The sequence below is a fragment of the Vibrio sp. 1288 genome, from assembly GCF_033344475.1.
The window spans coordinates 58,922-74,301 of the sequence record NZ_JAWPOX010000025.1 but is presented as its reverse complement, the minus strand read 5'-3'; the positions used below and the strand labels follow the sequence as shown (position 1 = coordinate 74,301).

Sequence of the window (15,380 nt, the reverse complement as noted above, 5' to 3'; positions counted from 1 at the left end):
GAGTAGTTTTACAGGCAAAGCCGAAACGGATGATAACCACCTACTGAAGTAGGTGGTTTAGGGCTGAAAACAAAAAAAGGACCGAATTCGGTCCTTTTTGTTTTTCGCATATTGTAAAACAATCCGCTATTTAGAACTCAGTACAGCCGCCGGATTCAACCTTGCGGCACGAGAAGCAGGATACCACGTCGCAAGTAAACTAAGCACTATCGCCGTCACTGACACCAATGCCACATCTGGCCAGTGTAGTTGTGATGGTAAGAAGTCGACGAAGTAAATATCACCCGATAAAAACTGATGACCAATTAAGCTCTCTAACCCTTTAATTAACGGAGTCAGATTTAACGCTACTAAGACACCGATAACACTGCCGACGAGACTACCAAATACACCAGAGAATACACCTTGCCAAACAAAGATCCGTTTGATTAGGCTATCTTTTGCTCCCATTGTTCGCAAAATTGCAATTTCCGCCGCTCGGTCTTTCACTGCCATCATCAACGTAGACACAATATTAAAACATGCCACGCCAATCACCAGTACCATCACCAAGTACATAATGGTGCGCACGAGCTGAATATCGCGATACAAAAAACCAAACTTTTGCTGCCAGCTTTTCAAATACACGTAAACATCAACCATGCTACCAACCTCGCGAACAATAGAAGGCGCATTGAGAACATCGTCCGTTTTTAGTGAAATGCCAGTGACCCCTTCCCCTAACCTCGCGTATTGCTGAGCATCCGCTAATGGTACTAACGCTAGAGAGTGGTCGATTTGGCCATTAAGCGTTAAGAACCCTGACACCTTCACGCGCACACGCTTAGGAGCCTGCACTTTATTTGCGCCGCCTGTTTGCGGAATCATCAACGTAATGTAATCCCCCACGGCGACATTTAGCTCGTTTGCTACACCTCGGCCTAAGATCACTTGCTGCTGACCGGCATAAAAGTTTTGCCAAGCTGCTTGGTCAATAAAATTCGATAAGCTCGACACCGCTTGCGCGAAAGTAGGCTCTACGCCACGAACTTCTATCGCTTTTAGCTTACTGCCTTTTTCTGCCAAACCCGTAAAACGAACATACGGTGCTGCCGCAACAACATGTTCATGTTTTAGAGCTTGATTCATCGTTTTGGTGTAGTCCTGAAGTGGTCCATTAACACCTTCTAACTCGCCGTGTGGGATCACAGACAACACACGCGATTGCAGCTCGCGCTCAAAGCCATTCATTGCAGACAAACCGATAATGATCACAGCAACGCCAACCGCAATACCAATAGTCGAAGAAAGCGATATGAAAGACACCATCTTGTTGCGCTTTTTCGCTCGACTGAAGCGGCCACCAATCATCAAAGCTAAAGAGGTAAACAAAACTAGCCCTCCGCAGATGCTGTATCAGTCACAAAACGATCTACGAGCAAACCATCTTGCATGTGCATTTGACGATCCATTTTTGCTGCCAGCTCTTTGTCATGCGTGACAACCAAAAATGCAATGTTTGACTCTTTATTGAGCTCGCGCATCAAATCATAGATAGACAGTGCCGTATTGTGATCTAAGTTCCCCGTAGGTTCATCAGCCAAGACCAGATCAGGTTTATTCACCAATGCACGCGCAATCGCAACACGCTGACGCTCACCGCCCGATAACTCGGAGGGTCTATGTTGCATCCGATGATTCAAACCAACTTTATCTAACAGCGCTTTAGCCGCCTGTTTTGCATCCGCTACTTTAGCACCGCCAATCATCAGTGGCATCGCCACATTTTCAAGCGCAGTAAAGTCAGCCAATAAGTGATGAAACTGGTATACAAAACCAAGGTGCTTGTTGCGTAATGCCGCCTGTTTGTTCGAGCTCAAAGCTGATAAGTTTTGCCCTAGAAAATCAACTTCACCATGAGTTGCGTCATCTAACGCACCTAAAATATGCAATAAGGTACTTTTTCCCGAACCAGAAGAGCCAACAATAGAAACCAACTCCCCTTTGTCGATATCGAAACTTACGCCTTTCAACACTTCCGTATCTAACGAACCCTCTCGGTAGACTTTACGAATATCACGACATTCTAATAGCTTATTCATAGCGAAGTGCCTCAGCAGGTTTAACAGAAGATGCTCGATAAGAAGGATAAAGCGTAGCAGCAAGGCTAAGAGCAATCGCCAACACCACCACTAAAAGAATTTGCAGTGAATCAATCAAGATGGGTAGATGACCACCAAAGCTGAATAGCGCCACACCAGCAGATTCAAGAATCGCATTTAGATTAAGTGACAAGATCACGCCCGCGGCGCCACCAACAATCGAGCCAATTACACCACTGCTTGCACCTTGCACCATGAAAATGGTCATCACTTGAGATTGAGTCATGCCTTGAGTTTTCAATATTGCGACTTCTGATTGCTTCTCCATTACTACCATGATTAAAGCGGAGATAATATTGAATGCAGCGACACCCACAATTAGACCTAGCATAAGTCCCATCATGTTCTTTTCCATTTTCACCGCTTGGAAAAGCTCACCACGCTGTTCGCGCCAATCACTCCATTGCCACCCATCAGGCATGGGTTGGTCAGCAAAATCCGTCACCATAAATGGGTCAGAGAAAAAGACACGCCAACCAGAAACCGTGTCTTTAGGGAAACGCATCAGCTTAGATGCATCCGTCATGTTCACAATCATTAATTGACCATCAACGTCCGATCCCGTATTGAAAATGCCTGAGACAGTAAAATTTCGCTGGCTAGGAATACGACCAAGTGGGGTAAACTGCGTCGCGTTGGTCACCATCAAGCGCACTTTATCCCCGATTGAGACCTTTAGTGAACGCGCCAAACTGTGACCCAAAAATACATTGTAGTCACCTGCTTGAAGTGACGATAATCGTCCGGCAATCAAATGGTTGCTAATCGGATCGCCTTTCTTAGGTTCAATACCGATGAGGTAACCAGCCGTCAGCTGTGCAGAACTCTGAATAACAGCCTCTCCTCTAACGATAGGTTCCGGCTCGGATTCACTCGACATCGCTTGAACAAATGGAGGGGCAGACTCGGTCATAGGCGTTTTTCCATCGTGTTGCGAAACAACGGCATGAGGTAGCACACCTAAAATGCGTTCTTTTAACTGCGATTCAAACCCGTTCATCACAGAAAGAGCCGTCACCAACGCCATTACACCGATCGTAATACCCGCCGTCGACATATAAGAAACAAATCGGCTGAACCTATCTCCAGAGCGTCCCCGAAGATACCTTAAGCCAATAAACAATGAGATAGGATGATACATATAAGACAAACCAACTGGTTGTTTTGATATAAAGCTTTAGCGGATTATCTTACCTTACTCTTCTCATTAAGAAGACAAGAGAATCGCTAAATTTGTCAACGACATGCAATAAGTCTGTATTTAGGGCAAAAAGTTCAAGGACAAATCGGCTAAACTTGATAACTTCATTCAGTTAGCGATAATCAGTGCCCTATTTCTCTTTGTTTGTTGAGTGAGCAAGGAGCGCTCACTGGCAAAAGGATCGACTATATGACAGAGCAAGAATACTTTACCGTCCATCATAACCTCACCATCAACGTCGAAACGTTGAGTGCGGACTTTGCTTTGCCAGATGAAGAAACATTTGCCTCCGAAATTCCAGCACCATTTATTGTCGCCAGTGAATTTAGTCACTTAGATATGTTGGCAGACAACGCGCGTCTAGAGCTGAAAAACAAAGAGTTAAAGCATGTGATCAACTTGCTTGATACGCAAAACGCGAAACTTAACCTCTTGTTGAGCTTTATGCTTTCACAACAAGATGACGCCTCCATTCGATATCAAACGACGCAGTTTGGTGCTAGTCAACTCAGTTTCCGCTCAGATACAGCGTTAACTACTCAACAACTCGTTCGTGTTAAACTGTTCCTCGATCACCCTGCTGCGGCGATTTACTGTTACGCTCAAGTAGAAGAATGTGATGCTTCAGAGCAAGATTTCATTATCACGCTTAGATACAAGATGCTCCGAGAATCTGATCAAGATTTACTGATAAAGGCGGCACTGTATCAACAACAAAAACTTTTACGTCAGCGCTCGATGGAGCGAGATAAAAAATAATTCCTATGACAAAAGCAACGATTCTTTCCGTCACCAACCCTTCAGAGCGTGGCGACAAAAAACAGCTAGGTAATTTGCCGGGCGCAGCTCTACCTCTAGCCATTGCAGAGCTAGCCAAGCAGCATTCGAGTCACTCGCTACTCGTTGTGCCTGACCCGCAAATCGCTTTAAAGCTTCAGGCAGAGATTGAGCAATTCACCGACCAAACGGTAAGCCTATTCCCCGACTGGGAAACGCTGCCTTACGATAACTTTTCTCCGCATCAAGAAATCATCTCTGAACGTATCGCACGCCTATACCAACTGCCAAGTCAACGTGATGGCATAACCATCGTCCCGGTCAGTACAGTATTGCAACGCCAATCGCCACGTGATTTTCTGTTGCAACACACTTTAATGGTGAAAACTGGTGATCGAATCTCGCTAGAGAAGTTACGTGTACAACTTGAAAATTCAGGCTACCGCCATGTAGATCAAGTATTTGGGCCAGGTGAATATGCAAGTCGTGGGTCTATTCTGGATCTCTTTCCTATGGGCAGCAATGACCCGTACCGCATCGACTTCTTTGATGATGAAATAGATACCATTCGCACGTTTGATCCAGAGAACCAACGCTCTATCGACGATATTCAGCAAATCCAATTGCTGCCTGCACATGAGTTCCCAACCACTAAAGAAGCGATTGAAGATTTCCGTACACGTTGGCGCACCCAGTTCGACGCACGCCGCGAGCCTGAATCAATCTACATGCAAGTGACCAAAGGCACGTGGCCCGCTGGTATTGAGTATTGGCAGCCGCTGTTTTTTGACCATACCGAGACTTTATTTGAATATTTGCCAGAAGACTCTCAAGTCATCACATATGGTGATATCGAATCTGCGGTCGATACTTTCTTAACCGATGTCGAATATCGATACGACCAGAAAAAAGTTGATCCGCTGCGTCCTCTTTTGACTCCTGAACAGCTTTGGTTGAAAAAAGACGAACTTTTCAGTCAACTAAAACAGCTCCCTATCGCTCAATTGAGCCTAGATAAAGTGGTTAGGCGTGCCGGTCGTCAAAACCTACCCGTACAATCGTTAGCCGAGCTTGGCGTTCAGCAACAAAATAAAGAGCCGCTCTCGCGCCTTCGTCAGTTTAGTGAGCAATTCAGCGGCAAAATCGTTTTCTCGGTAGAGTCAGAAGGTCGTCGTGAAGCACTAACGGAGCTGTTGCAAGGCATCAAAGTTCGGCCAGTCGTACATGGCTCACTTTACCAAGCTCTAGACTCAGGTGATCGATTCAGCTTGATCTTAGGCGCAGCAGAGCATGGTTTCATTCACGAAGAGCTGAACTTCGCTCTGATCTGTGAAAGTGATCTACTCGGTGACCGTGTTATCCAGCGACGCCGCAAAGATAAAAAAGCCGTCAACAGTGACACCGTTATTCGCCACCTTGCGGAGTTAAAACCCGGTCAACCTGTGGTTCATATTGATCACGGTATTGGTCGCTACATCGGTTTACAAACACTTGAAGCCGGTGGCATGAAAACGGAATACGTCACCCTTGAGTATCAAAACGATGCCAAGCTCTACGTGCCAGTTTCATCACTGAATCTTATCAGCCGTTATTCTGGCGGCGCTGAAGAGAGTGCGCCACTGCATAAATTAGGTGGTGAAGCGTGGGCAAAAGCACGTCGTAAAGCGGCAGAAAAAGTGCGTGATGTCGCAGCAGAATTGCTGGATGTGTATGCTAAACGAGAATTAAAACCTGGCTTCAAATTTGAGCTAGATCGTGGGCAATACGCAACATTTAAAGCAACATTCCCGTTTGAAGAAACAGATGACCAAGCGATGGCCATCAATGCCGTATTGTCAGACATGTGCCAGGCAAAAGCGATGGATCGCTTAGTGTGTGGTGACGTGGGCTTTGGTAAAACGGAAGTCGCTATGCGCGCAGCATTTGTCGCAACGGATAACAGTAAACAGGTCGCCGTACTCGTACCAACAACCTTGCTTGCTCAGCAGCATTTCGAAAACTTCCGTGACCGTTTTGCCAACTTACCAATCCGAGTTGAAGTACTGTCTCGTTTTAAATCTGCCAAAGAACAAAAAGTCATTCTGCAAGACGTTGCCGATGGTAAAGTAGACATTGTCGTTGGTACGCATAAGCTGCTTTCGAGCGACATTAAATTCAAAGATTTAGGTTTGTTGATCGTTGATGAGGAACACCGCTTCGGGGTTCGTCAAAAAGAAAAAGTCAAAGCAATGCGTGCGGATGTGGACATTCTTACCCTCACCGCAACACCAATTCCACGCACACTGAATATGGCAATGAGTGGCATGCGAGACCTGTCGATCATCGCGACACCTCCTGCACGCCGTTTAGCCATTAAAACCTTTGTTCGACAAAAAGAAGAGCCAGTGGTCCGTGAAGCGGTACTGCGTGAAATTATGCGTGGTGGTCAGGTTTACTTCCTGCACAATCAGGTTGAAACCATTGAAAAAACGGCAGAAGACTTACAGAAACTCATCCCAGAGGCACGTATTACCGTGGCTCATGGTCAAATGCGCGAGCGCGAACTTGAGCGAATCATGAATGACTTCTACCATCAGCGCTTTAATGTGTTGGTGTGTACAACCATCATCGAAACCGGTATCGACGTACCAACGGCGAATACCATAATCATGGATCGTGCGGACAATCTTGGCTTGGCGCAGTTGCATCAATTACGTGGCCGTGTTGGACGTTCGCACCATCAAGCCTATGCTTACTTATTAACGCCACATCCAAAAGCCATGACCAAAGATGCCATCAAGCGTCTTGATGCGATTGCTTCACTGGAAGACTTAGGTGCTGGCTTTACGTTAGCAACCCACGATTTAGAAATCCGTGGTGCTGGTGAGCTGCTTGGTGATGAGCAAAGTGGGCAAATTCAATCCGTTGGTTTTACACTTTATATGGAAATGCTGGAACAAGCAGTGCAAGCATTAAAAGAAGGCAAGGAGCCGTCTTTGGATGAGCTGCTTCGTGAGCAAACTGAAGTGGAAATGCGAATCCCAGCGCTCTTACCAGATGGTTACATTCCGGATGTAAACACACGACTGTCGATGTACAAACGCATTGCGAGTGTCACAAGCAGTGATGAACTATCAGAGCTAAAAGTGGAACTGATTGATCGCTTTGGTTTGCTTCCAGACGCAACAAAGAACTTACTTGCCGTCTCAGAATTGAAAATTTCGGCTGGTAGTTTAAAAGCGAAAAAGATAGAAGCCCATGATAAAGGTGGATTTATCGAGTTTTACCCTGATGCTGACATAAATCCAGCGTATTTAGTTAAACTGCTGCAATCACAGCCGCAAAAATTTGCAATGGAAGGTCCAACTAAGTTCAAGTTTAGCGTACCATTGGTGGACCGACGTAAACGCATTCAGTTTGTTCAAGACTTACTGAATGATTTTAAACAGAATTTATTACCAACGAGCTAATAGTCGAATGAGAATACTGATCCCGTTATTGCTTCTATGTGTCTCAATGCCCTCTTGGGCACAGCGCCAATTTGATATTGAAGTGATCATTTTCAAGCGAGCAGTCGACGCTGAAAGCACAACAGAATCTTGGCCGAATCAACTGCCAAAAATCGATATGGAAAATGTCGGTAGCCTAGAGAGTGAATCCTACCGCCGCTCTAAAGGCGTGACACTTTTGCCAAGTTCTTCTTTCCGTCTCAACGCGCAAGAAGCGGCACTAAATAATCATGCCGGCTTTAAAGTGCTTAAACACGTAGCCTGGCGTCAAGGTGACCGAGGTAAATCTAGCGCCCCAATTTTCCGCATCGTTGGCGGGCGAGATTTCTCTGATTCTTATCAAGCAGATGGCCGCCCAATCAATGGCAATCAAACATTTTCCAGCGACGGTTACAGTGAAGAGACGGTCAATGGTCCTTTATATGAACTAGATGGTCGATTCCAAATATACGTACAGCATTACCTCTTCGCCGAAACAACACTAGATCTCCGCGAACCAAGTGTTAGAGAGGTGCGTTTTGAACCAACCTCAACTGAGCAATTGGCGGATGACTTAGGTGAAGTCGATGGTAACGTCCAAGTCGGTAACTTGGCAGAAATATCGCCGACAGTAACCGAAGAGAAATTCCTGAAGAGTTATCGAATGGATCAAAAACGTCGTATGCGTAGCAGCGAGACTCATTACCTAGATAACCCGTTGATGGGTATGATCATTCAAGTTCGTCGGGTTCGATAAGCACGAGCGGTTCGACAAAGCGCAGCAAAGCTGCGCTTTGTTTTTATCTGCTATACCTCAGTTATTCCTAACCAACGCAGAGCAAGGAAAATAGCTGCGTTCAAGTATAAATAGACAGCTTTCAATTTACTTACACTCAACATGGAAGTCGTATTAGTTCATGAGTCCAGACTTTGAAATCATTGCGCCCCGCTTAGCGCTCAAGCTCATCCCTGCTGAAGAAGCACATTCACTACAACGATTACTTGCAGAATCCCCTTCGCTGCACCAATGGCTTGACTGGTGTGATAAAAACGTCACATTGAAAACCGCGCAGGACTTTCTGTTGGCAACCCGTCTTAACTGGGTCAAAACTGAGGCTTTTGGTTTCGGTATCTATGAGCGGCAAAGTAACACTTTGGTTGGAATGGCAGCGGTTAATGAGTTATATCATACGTTTAATATGGCGAGTATTGGTTACTGGGTTGCCGACCGCTATCAACGGCAAGGCTATGCCCAAGAAGCCGTTAAAGCCTTAGCAGAATTCTGCTTCGCAAAGCTAAGTTTAACTCGACTAGAGATTGTTTGTGACCCCGACAACGAAGCTAGCCAAGCCTTAATTGAGTCCGTCGGTGCACAAAAAGAAGCCATCGCCAGAAACCGGTTTATTTTTCAGGGTAAGCCTAAAGATGGCGTTGTGTTCTCACTTTTACCGACAGATCTAACATAAACAAAAAGCCACCGACTTGTGGTGGCTTCTGCATTTTTTAAGATACAACACATCCACACAGAGTGGATTTAAAACCTTAGTGCAGCTTAAGGTTTGGACGCAGCACGCGATTAATGCGGCCGACGAGCATCATCAGACCGGTTTTGAATACACCGTGCAACGCCATTAGGTGCATGCGATACAATGAGATGTAAACGACACGAGCAATACGGCCTTCTACCATCATCGACCCTTTAGTTAGGTTCCCCATCAGACTACCAACGGTTGAGAAGCGACTTAGAGACACTAATGAACCGTGATCTTTATATACATAGTCTTTCAACTCGCGCCCGTTGATCTTCGCGACGATGTTACTAAATGCCTGGCTTGCCATTTGGTGTGCAGCTTGAGCGCGTGGCGGCACGAACGAACCGTCAGACTGGGTGCATTGTGCTAAGTCACCAATAACAAAGATGTCATCATCTCGTGTTGTCTGTAGTGTGTTTTTCACTACAAGCTGATTGATACGGTTCGTTTCTAAGCCAGCGATATCTTTAATAAAGTCTGGAGCTTTGATACCCGCAGCCCAAACCATGATTTGAGCTGGGATCTTCTCACCATCTTTTGTAGTAAGGCCATCTTTTTCAGCTTTAGTCACCATAGTGGCGGTGCGCACGTTTACGCCCAACTTCACCAACTCTTGATGAGCAGCAGAAGAAATACGTGGAGGTAACGCTGGTAAAATACGCTCACCTGCTTCAATCAGATTGACGTTCAACTTGCTAGAATCAAGATCACCGAAGCCATAAGTGCGCAGCTCTTTAACAGCATTATGTAACTCAGCTGATAGTTCAACGCCAGTTGCACCAGCACCAACAATCGCAATATCGACCGTACCGTTACCGTTTTTCGCGTGCAGCTTTAGGAACTCGTTGTTCATTTCTGTACGGAAACGGTGTGCTTGCTCAGGGCTGTCTAGGAAAATACAGTTTTCACGAACGCCAGGCGTGTTGAAGTCGTTTGATGTCGAGCCAATCGCCATCACTAGAATGTCGTATTCTAGCTCACGGCTTGGCATAAGAAGTTCACCGTGTTCGTCTTTAAGCTCACTTAAGATGATCACTTTACGTTCACGGTCGATGTCTTGAAGGCTACCCATTTGGAAGTCGAAGCTGTGGTTTTTTGCATGAGCTCGATAGCTCAGTGCATCTACTCCTTCGTCCAAAGAACCTGTAGCAACCTCATGCAATAATGGCTTCCACAAGTGGCTCGCTTTTCGATCGACTAGCGTAATTTGCGCACGGTTTTTGCGACCTAGAGTTCGACCAAGCTTAGTTGCCAACTCAAGACCACCTGCACCGCCGCCTACAACGATAATGCGTGTCACAATGATTTTCCTCTACAAAAATGAATATATGGGGTTCAGCTCGATGCATGACTCACAAACATTTGTGGCATCCATCCAACCGATGAATTCTTGGTTCTTAGAGGTGTCTCAATTACTTGGATTAAAAAACTGCCACTCACCTTGATTCTTTATCTATCAATGACTTGTCAGGGTTTGGCATGTTTATCTGGTACGCATACGACGCCAGAATTTTTTGGGCAAGTTTATTACTCGCTCTCAATTTTTTTTGATATTTATCAAATTATTTTAGTCCGGTTCATTATATAGAGACCAACTTTGAAGGCAACCAAAATCCGTGTAACGAGTACGGATTGACTACTTTTCGACTACTCTACAACAAGGTGTTCGTGCTACATAGGAGGGAAGTAAGAAAACGGTAAGGAGAACACAATATTCAAAGCGTTAAACCAAGAAAATGTGCCTTTCAAAGAGACAGTGGCTCGGCATACTCAAGAGAAGGAATCGCAGCAAAGCAGCCGATAAAAACGCCGCTTTACTGTCTACACTCAACATTAATAAGTATTTTTAAATGCCTTTATCGCTTGTAAATGATGAGAGATTTTTTTGAACTTATGAGACTGAGTTTCATCCCAAATGATTTGATAGTGTTTTTCTAGCTCAGCTGCCGTTTTCGAATTGTCATGCACTTCATCATCTTTAGAGAGAATCACTAAGCAGTGAGCTTGATTTTTCGCTCGGAACTGATCAACACATTTTGTTGCGATATCTTCGTACTCTTCTGGACGATCGATTCGACCAGCCATCGTTTTTTCTGGGTGCAAGTTCGGGTTGAACATCACTTGCTTGATACCGCATAGAAAACCAATTCGCTCAGACCAGTAACCACCTAAACCAACCCCGCAGATTAACGGGTTTGGGTCATCAGATTGATCGATAACTTTAGACACTTCTTTTAACAAGTGTTGCATGTCGTGCTTTGGGTGAAGGGTGCTGTAATTGATAAAACGAACGTCGTCGTCGATAAATTGCAGTTGAAGAACTTTTTCGTGGTTACCCGGGCTTGTACTGTCAAAGCCGTGTAAGTAAATAATCATGTGTACCTCTCCCTGTGTGTATCTGGTACTTTTATTAAAACTACCACTATTTCCTTACTGTTAAAGGGGAAAATATCACGAGTTCTCAAAACAGTGATCTTCCATACACAATGAGCCTTTCAACTCATACGCACTGTTTAAGTATTGTTCATCTCCCCACAATTTATAGGCAAGTAGATACCAGAGCATCGCCATCACCAAGGTTCTTGGTTGCCAAGCTTTTACACCTCTCAGCCAAAGAGACACATCTTCGACACCTCGAATTTGGCAATACTGCTTTACCGCTTCTTCCACAGGCGAATTCGCGACCTGAATAGTTAAGGTCAAATCAAGCCTAGGGTCAGCAATCCCGGCATACTCCCAATCAATGACTTTCACCCCATTCTCTCCTCGCACTAGGTTGTAACACCCCAGATCGAAGTGACATAGGGCCAGCGGAACAGGTGCAACGTTCGGTTCCGTGCGCCACTTCATGTACAAAGCCTCAAACTCCGTACCCACATACTGACCATCAAGCTCAAGCCAATAATGATCGATGCGAGAAATATATGAAAATGGAACCAAAGGAATTGCGCTTATCGGATATTGATGAATCTTCGCCGCAATGGATAATAAATCGCTTAGTGCTAAGCCTGACTCCGTCAGTGCCTCTCCTTCTATCCATTCCACCAGCAACCCTTGCTCATGAATAAAAACTGGCTTGGGGCCAATTTCCAATGAAGAGACTGCATTCAGCACTTGATATTCACTGTGACGAGAAATTGAAAAAGCCTTGCAGACATGACTGGTCGGTCGCCAGATGTATGCAAGGCCTTGAGAAGATTCCAACCGCCAACAGCGGTTGGTGAGCCCCCCGGTAACAGTTTGTACTTTTACCGGAGGCTCCGTAAAGAAGCCATCGAGAGCATTAAGACTCGGATCTAACTGTTTTGCTTGTTGCCAAGAAAACCATGCCATTGATGACTTCTCCACCCTGTTCGATTAAAGACCGAATAGGCTCTTAGATTGCGCTTTACGAATTTCAGTTTCATCCGCCCACTCAATCAAACCTGTTTCTAGGTCCATTAGGCGCATGGTCATCTTGTAGTATACATCTTTATCGCTACCTGCATTTTTCACAATGCTAGATAGGTTGCCGTAAAGCATGTATTGAGCACCAACCATTTTACCAAATTGGATAGCTGTGCTTTGGTTAACAAGCTCATCCGTGTTTTGGAAGTTAAGTTGTTCACGCACAGACTCAACACGATCCATATCAACAAAACGGAACTTACCTGAGTTCAACATCTTAGTAGAGATCGTGTCAGTAATGGATTCAGTGTCAATATGTTCACTGGTTTTGTTCTTAATTCGCTCAACAAAAACGATAGGACGTTGGTCACGAGTAATTGCTGCTACAGAGCCCGACATCATCATGCTATCCACCATTTCAGCCGCGATTTTTTGTAAATCTGTTGAGCCAAAATCGATAGTCGTGGTTTCTGTTGCTTGCGCATCGCCGTAAGAGACTTTGTTAGAACAGCCACCTAAAATGACGGCAAGACCTAAAAGAGCAATAATACTTTTTTTCATGAGAGTTCCTTAGTTTTTCAATACCAGCGCATCGTTAGCGCGGCAGCTTCGGCAGAGCCGTTAAGATTAATCGTCTTGTGCTTCTCTAATTTGCACACGGAATTTTGTGCCATTTGGATTCACAGTAACTTCAGATAACGTGACTTGCTCAAATCCTCGCACAATCATTTTTCGCCACGGACCAGGTTTGGTATTCACTTCTAAACCATTGTTGTCATACCAATAAAATCGGTAAAGAATGTGCTGATCACCTTTGTAATTGCTACTCAGCTGCACGACTCCTCGTGGGCGATCATCAACGTAAGTGGTGGTGATGTTGTCAACTAATAAGCGACTACCTAAAACGTTATCATTAAAAAATACTTTTTGCGTTTGGCCATCAATTCGAATACCAGCCGTGTTTTCGGCGCATCCAACTAAACCAATAGCCATTGCTAAACAAACAAGCCATGCTTTCATTACAGTCTCCCTAGCTGTTTATGCCACACGGTTGAGTGTGCTCCCTGACGAGATACCCATACCAATGTAGTCTGCTGTGCAGGCACTTCAAACTGATAGGTTTGATCACCCAAGTTTAAACTTTGTGTTCCCGGTTTCACGATTTTTGAAGCCGTTTTCACTTGCGCTGGCAATGTTTGCCAACTTCTTGTATCTGGCTGTTCGGTCAATGTGTTCCATACATTGAAAAGTATGTTGCCCACATCATCGCCTTTTTTCGCCGCCTCTTTTCGGATTCGATCTTTTGCCCAAACACGAAGAGCTTGACGGATCACTATTGTAGTAAGACGTTCATTAAGATCGTTTTGCGCCATCGCATTAACATCAGTCAGCGTACTGGAAGGCAATACCTGACCATTTAAAACAACATCGCTAAAACGTTGAGCACCTCGGTTCTGATAATAAGGAAGCGCCAACGAATAAATCGCGCCATTATCGCGACTGTCGTAAATTGGTAAATCAATACGCCACCCTTTCATCGCCTCAACAACACCCTGCTCATCAATAACGATGACTCGCCCTTGTGACTGAGTTAATCCAGAAGGTGCTTTACCATACCGCTTCTCTAGCATGCGCAAGTCTTCACGCATGCCCAGCTTCTTAGCAGCGTATAAGGTGCTTTCCACAACTTGCTTGTTGTCTGGCATTACAGCGAGTGCTCGTCGGTAATCAACATAAGCACTGTTTAAGTCTCGCGACGCTTCATATAACAAGCCAGAAAGATAGAACAGATAACCATTTTGTACCGCGCTTAGTTTTTTACCAGCATCAGGGTAGTTCGCTAACACACTGCCTAAATTGGCAGACATGCCTTGCTTGTTAAGGTCTTTCTCTGCTGCTTTTAGCTCTTTTTCACGCGCCTTTCTTGCCGCTTCCTGAACTTGATTAGCTCGACGCACTTCAACTAGTGCTCCTTCTAAATCGTTTTTCTGTAAGTAATTTAGTCCTAGATACAGGTGCAAAAAGCCAAGTTCGTAATCGGCGGGATGATAGTCTTGGAGATTGTCGTTCACTGCGAGAGAGCCGACGCTCGTTGCCGTGTCTGACACAGATATCGTCGCTCGATCTTGTTGAACACGTACGGCACGATCGCTGCTTTCTAGCGCATTCAAACTTGTTGGGTAATCTTCAGCAAGAAAAGAGATGCGACCTTTTTCAAAATTGCCAAGTATCTCGCCACCCACTTCACTTGATTGAAGTTGTTTTGCTTTGGCATATTCCCCTGCAACAACGGCTTGATAAACTTCTTGATTCTGGTTGCTGTAATGACTAAACAGATTGCCCGCAGATAAATTCGCGCAGCCAGAGGCCATTAAAGCCCAGCTCATCAGCCCTAACAGCTTTACACCTAGTTTCACATTTATCTCCACAAATGTGTCATTCGACAGGAAAAAGAAGTGGGTGAATCGCCACCCACTTTTAAAAGCTTAGCTCAATACCATTGGACCTAGAGGGCGGCCGCCTAGTAGGTGCATGTGAATATGGTAAACCTCTTGGCCACCATGTGGATTACAATTAACGATCAGGCGATAGCCGTCTTCAGCAATACCTTCTTCTTTCGCCAACTTTCTAGCAACAGTGAACAAACGCCCCATCATTGCTTCATCTTCAGCTTCTACATCATTCGTTGTTGGGATCAGTTTATTCGGAATAATGAGAATATGGCTTGGTGTGCGAGGGTTAATGTCGCGAAACGCAGTCACCAAATCATCTTGATAAAGGATATCGGCAGGGATTTCCTTGCGAATAATTTTACTAAAGATCGTTTCTTCCGCCATGAGGACTCCATTTTATAAACGTAATTAGACCCCAATTA

14 protein-coding genes are annotated in these 15,380 nt (G+C 45.0%); 4 read left to right on the top strand and 10 right to left on the bottom strand.

From position 1 onward, the window contains the following. Positions 1-126: 126 nt before the first annotated feature. From lolE to lolC, 3 genes are read right to left on the bottom strand one after another with little or no spacing between them, the layout of a single operon-like run. Positions 127-1,371, bottom strand: a complete 1,245-nt coding sequence (lolE, locus tag R8O11_RS17615; RefSeq protein WP_318194303.1) for a lipoprotein-releasing ABC transporter permease subunit LolE — start codon at positions 1,369-1,371, stop codon at positions 127-129. 2 nt (positions 1,372-1,373) lie between these two features. Further along, positions 1,374-2,081: a lipoprotein-releasing ABC transporter ATP-binding protein LolD gene (lolD, locus tag R8O11_RS17610; RefSeq protein WP_054700735.1), complete on the bottom strand. Its 708-nt coding sequence runs from the start codon at positions 2,079-2,081 to the stop codon at positions 1,374-1,376. After that, positions 2,074-3,282 (bottom strand): lipoprotein-releasing ABC transporter permease subunit LolC, encoded by a 1,209-nt coding sequence (gene lolC / locus R8O11_RS17605; RefSeq protein WP_318194302.1) that lies wholly within the window; start codon positions 3,280-3,282, stop codon positions 2,074-2,076. Before lolC ends, lolD begins: the two co-directional genes overlap by 8 nt. Before the next feature lie 249 nt (positions 3,283-3,531). Here lolC and R8O11_RS17600 point away from each other — a divergent pair, with 249 nt between their 5' ends. From R8O11_RS17600 to R8O11_RS17585, 4 genes are all read left to right on the top strand, one after another. After that, on the top strand, positions 3,532-4,101 hold the full coding sequence (locus tag R8O11_RS17600; RefSeq protein WP_017634743.1) for a hypothetical protein: 570 nt from the start codon (positions 3,532-3,534) through the stop codon (positions 4,099-4,101). Between the two features lie 5 nt (positions 4,102-4,106). Next, positions 4,107-7,568 (top strand): transcription-repair coupling factor, encoded by a 3,462-nt coding sequence (gene mfd / locus R8O11_RS17595; RefSeq protein WP_318194301.1) that lies wholly within the window; start codon positions 4,107-4,109, stop codon positions 7,566-7,568. 7 nt (positions 7,569-7,575) lie between these two features. Continuing rightward, positions 7,576-8,343, top strand: a complete 768-nt coding sequence (locus R8O11_RS17590) for a peptidoglycan binding protein CsiV (protein WP_021707672.1) — start codon at positions 7,576-7,578, stop codon at positions 8,341-8,343. Between the two features lie 160 nt (positions 8,344-8,503). Then, complete coding sequence (locus R8O11_RS17585; RefSeq protein ID WP_005387823.1) at positions 8,504-9,052, top strand: GNAT family N-acetyltransferase; 549 nt, start codon at positions 8,504-8,506, stop codon at positions 9,050-9,052. A gap of 76 nt (positions 9,053-9,128) precedes the next feature. On the opposite strand, the gene R8O11_RS17580 is transcribed toward R8O11_RS17585, so the two are convergent. The 7 genes from R8O11_RS17580 to hinT form a co-directional block, all read right to left on the bottom strand. Next, positions 9,129-10,418: an NAD(P)/FAD-dependent oxidoreductase gene (locus R8O11_RS17580; RefSeq protein WP_005378463.1), complete on the bottom strand. Its 1,290-nt coding sequence runs from the start codon at positions 10,416-10,418 to the stop codon at positions 9,129-9,131. Positions 10,419-10,951: 533 nt separating this feature from the next. Continuing rightward, positions 10,952-11,494 carry an alpha/beta hydrolase YcfP gene (gene ycfP / locus R8O11_RS17575; protein ID WP_005378464.1) on the bottom strand — a complete coding sequence of 181 codons (543 nt, stop codon included), beginning with the start codon at positions 11,492-11,494 and terminating at the stop codon, positions 10,952-10,954. A 75-nt stretch (positions 11,495-11,569) separates the two neighbouring features. Then, on the bottom strand, positions 11,570-12,451 hold the full coding sequence (gene thiK, locus R8O11_RS17570) for a thiamine kinase (RefSeq protein ID WP_047100871.1): 882 nt from the start codon (positions 12,449-12,451) through the stop codon (positions 11,570-11,572). A 24-nt stretch (positions 12,452-12,475) separates the two neighbouring features. Further along, positions 12,476-13,066: a penicillin-binding protein activator LpoB gene (gene lpoB, locus R8O11_RS17565; protein ID WP_005378467.1), complete on the bottom strand. Its 591-nt coding sequence runs from the start codon at positions 13,064-13,066 to the stop codon at positions 12,476-12,478. Between the two features lie 66 nt (positions 13,067-13,132). Beyond that, on the bottom strand, positions 13,133-13,525 hold the full coding sequence (locus tag R8O11_RS17560; protein WP_005378469.1) for a YcfL family protein: 393 nt from the start codon (positions 13,523-13,525) through the stop codon (positions 13,133-13,135). Beyond that, positions 13,525-14,922, bottom strand: a complete 1,398-nt coding sequence (locus tag R8O11_RS17555) for a COG3014 family protein (protein WP_025766940.1) — start codon at positions 14,920-14,922, stop codon at positions 13,525-13,527. Before R8O11_RS17555 ends, R8O11_RS17560 begins: the two co-directional genes overlap by 1 nt. A 69-nt stretch (positions 14,923-14,991) precedes the next feature. After that, positions 14,992-15,342: a purine nucleoside phosphoramidase gene (gene hinT, locus R8O11_RS17550; protein ID WP_005378473.1), complete on the bottom strand. Its 351-nt coding sequence runs from the start codon at positions 15,340-15,342 to the stop codon at positions 14,992-14,994. Positions 15,343-15,380 lie beyond the last annotated feature (38 nt).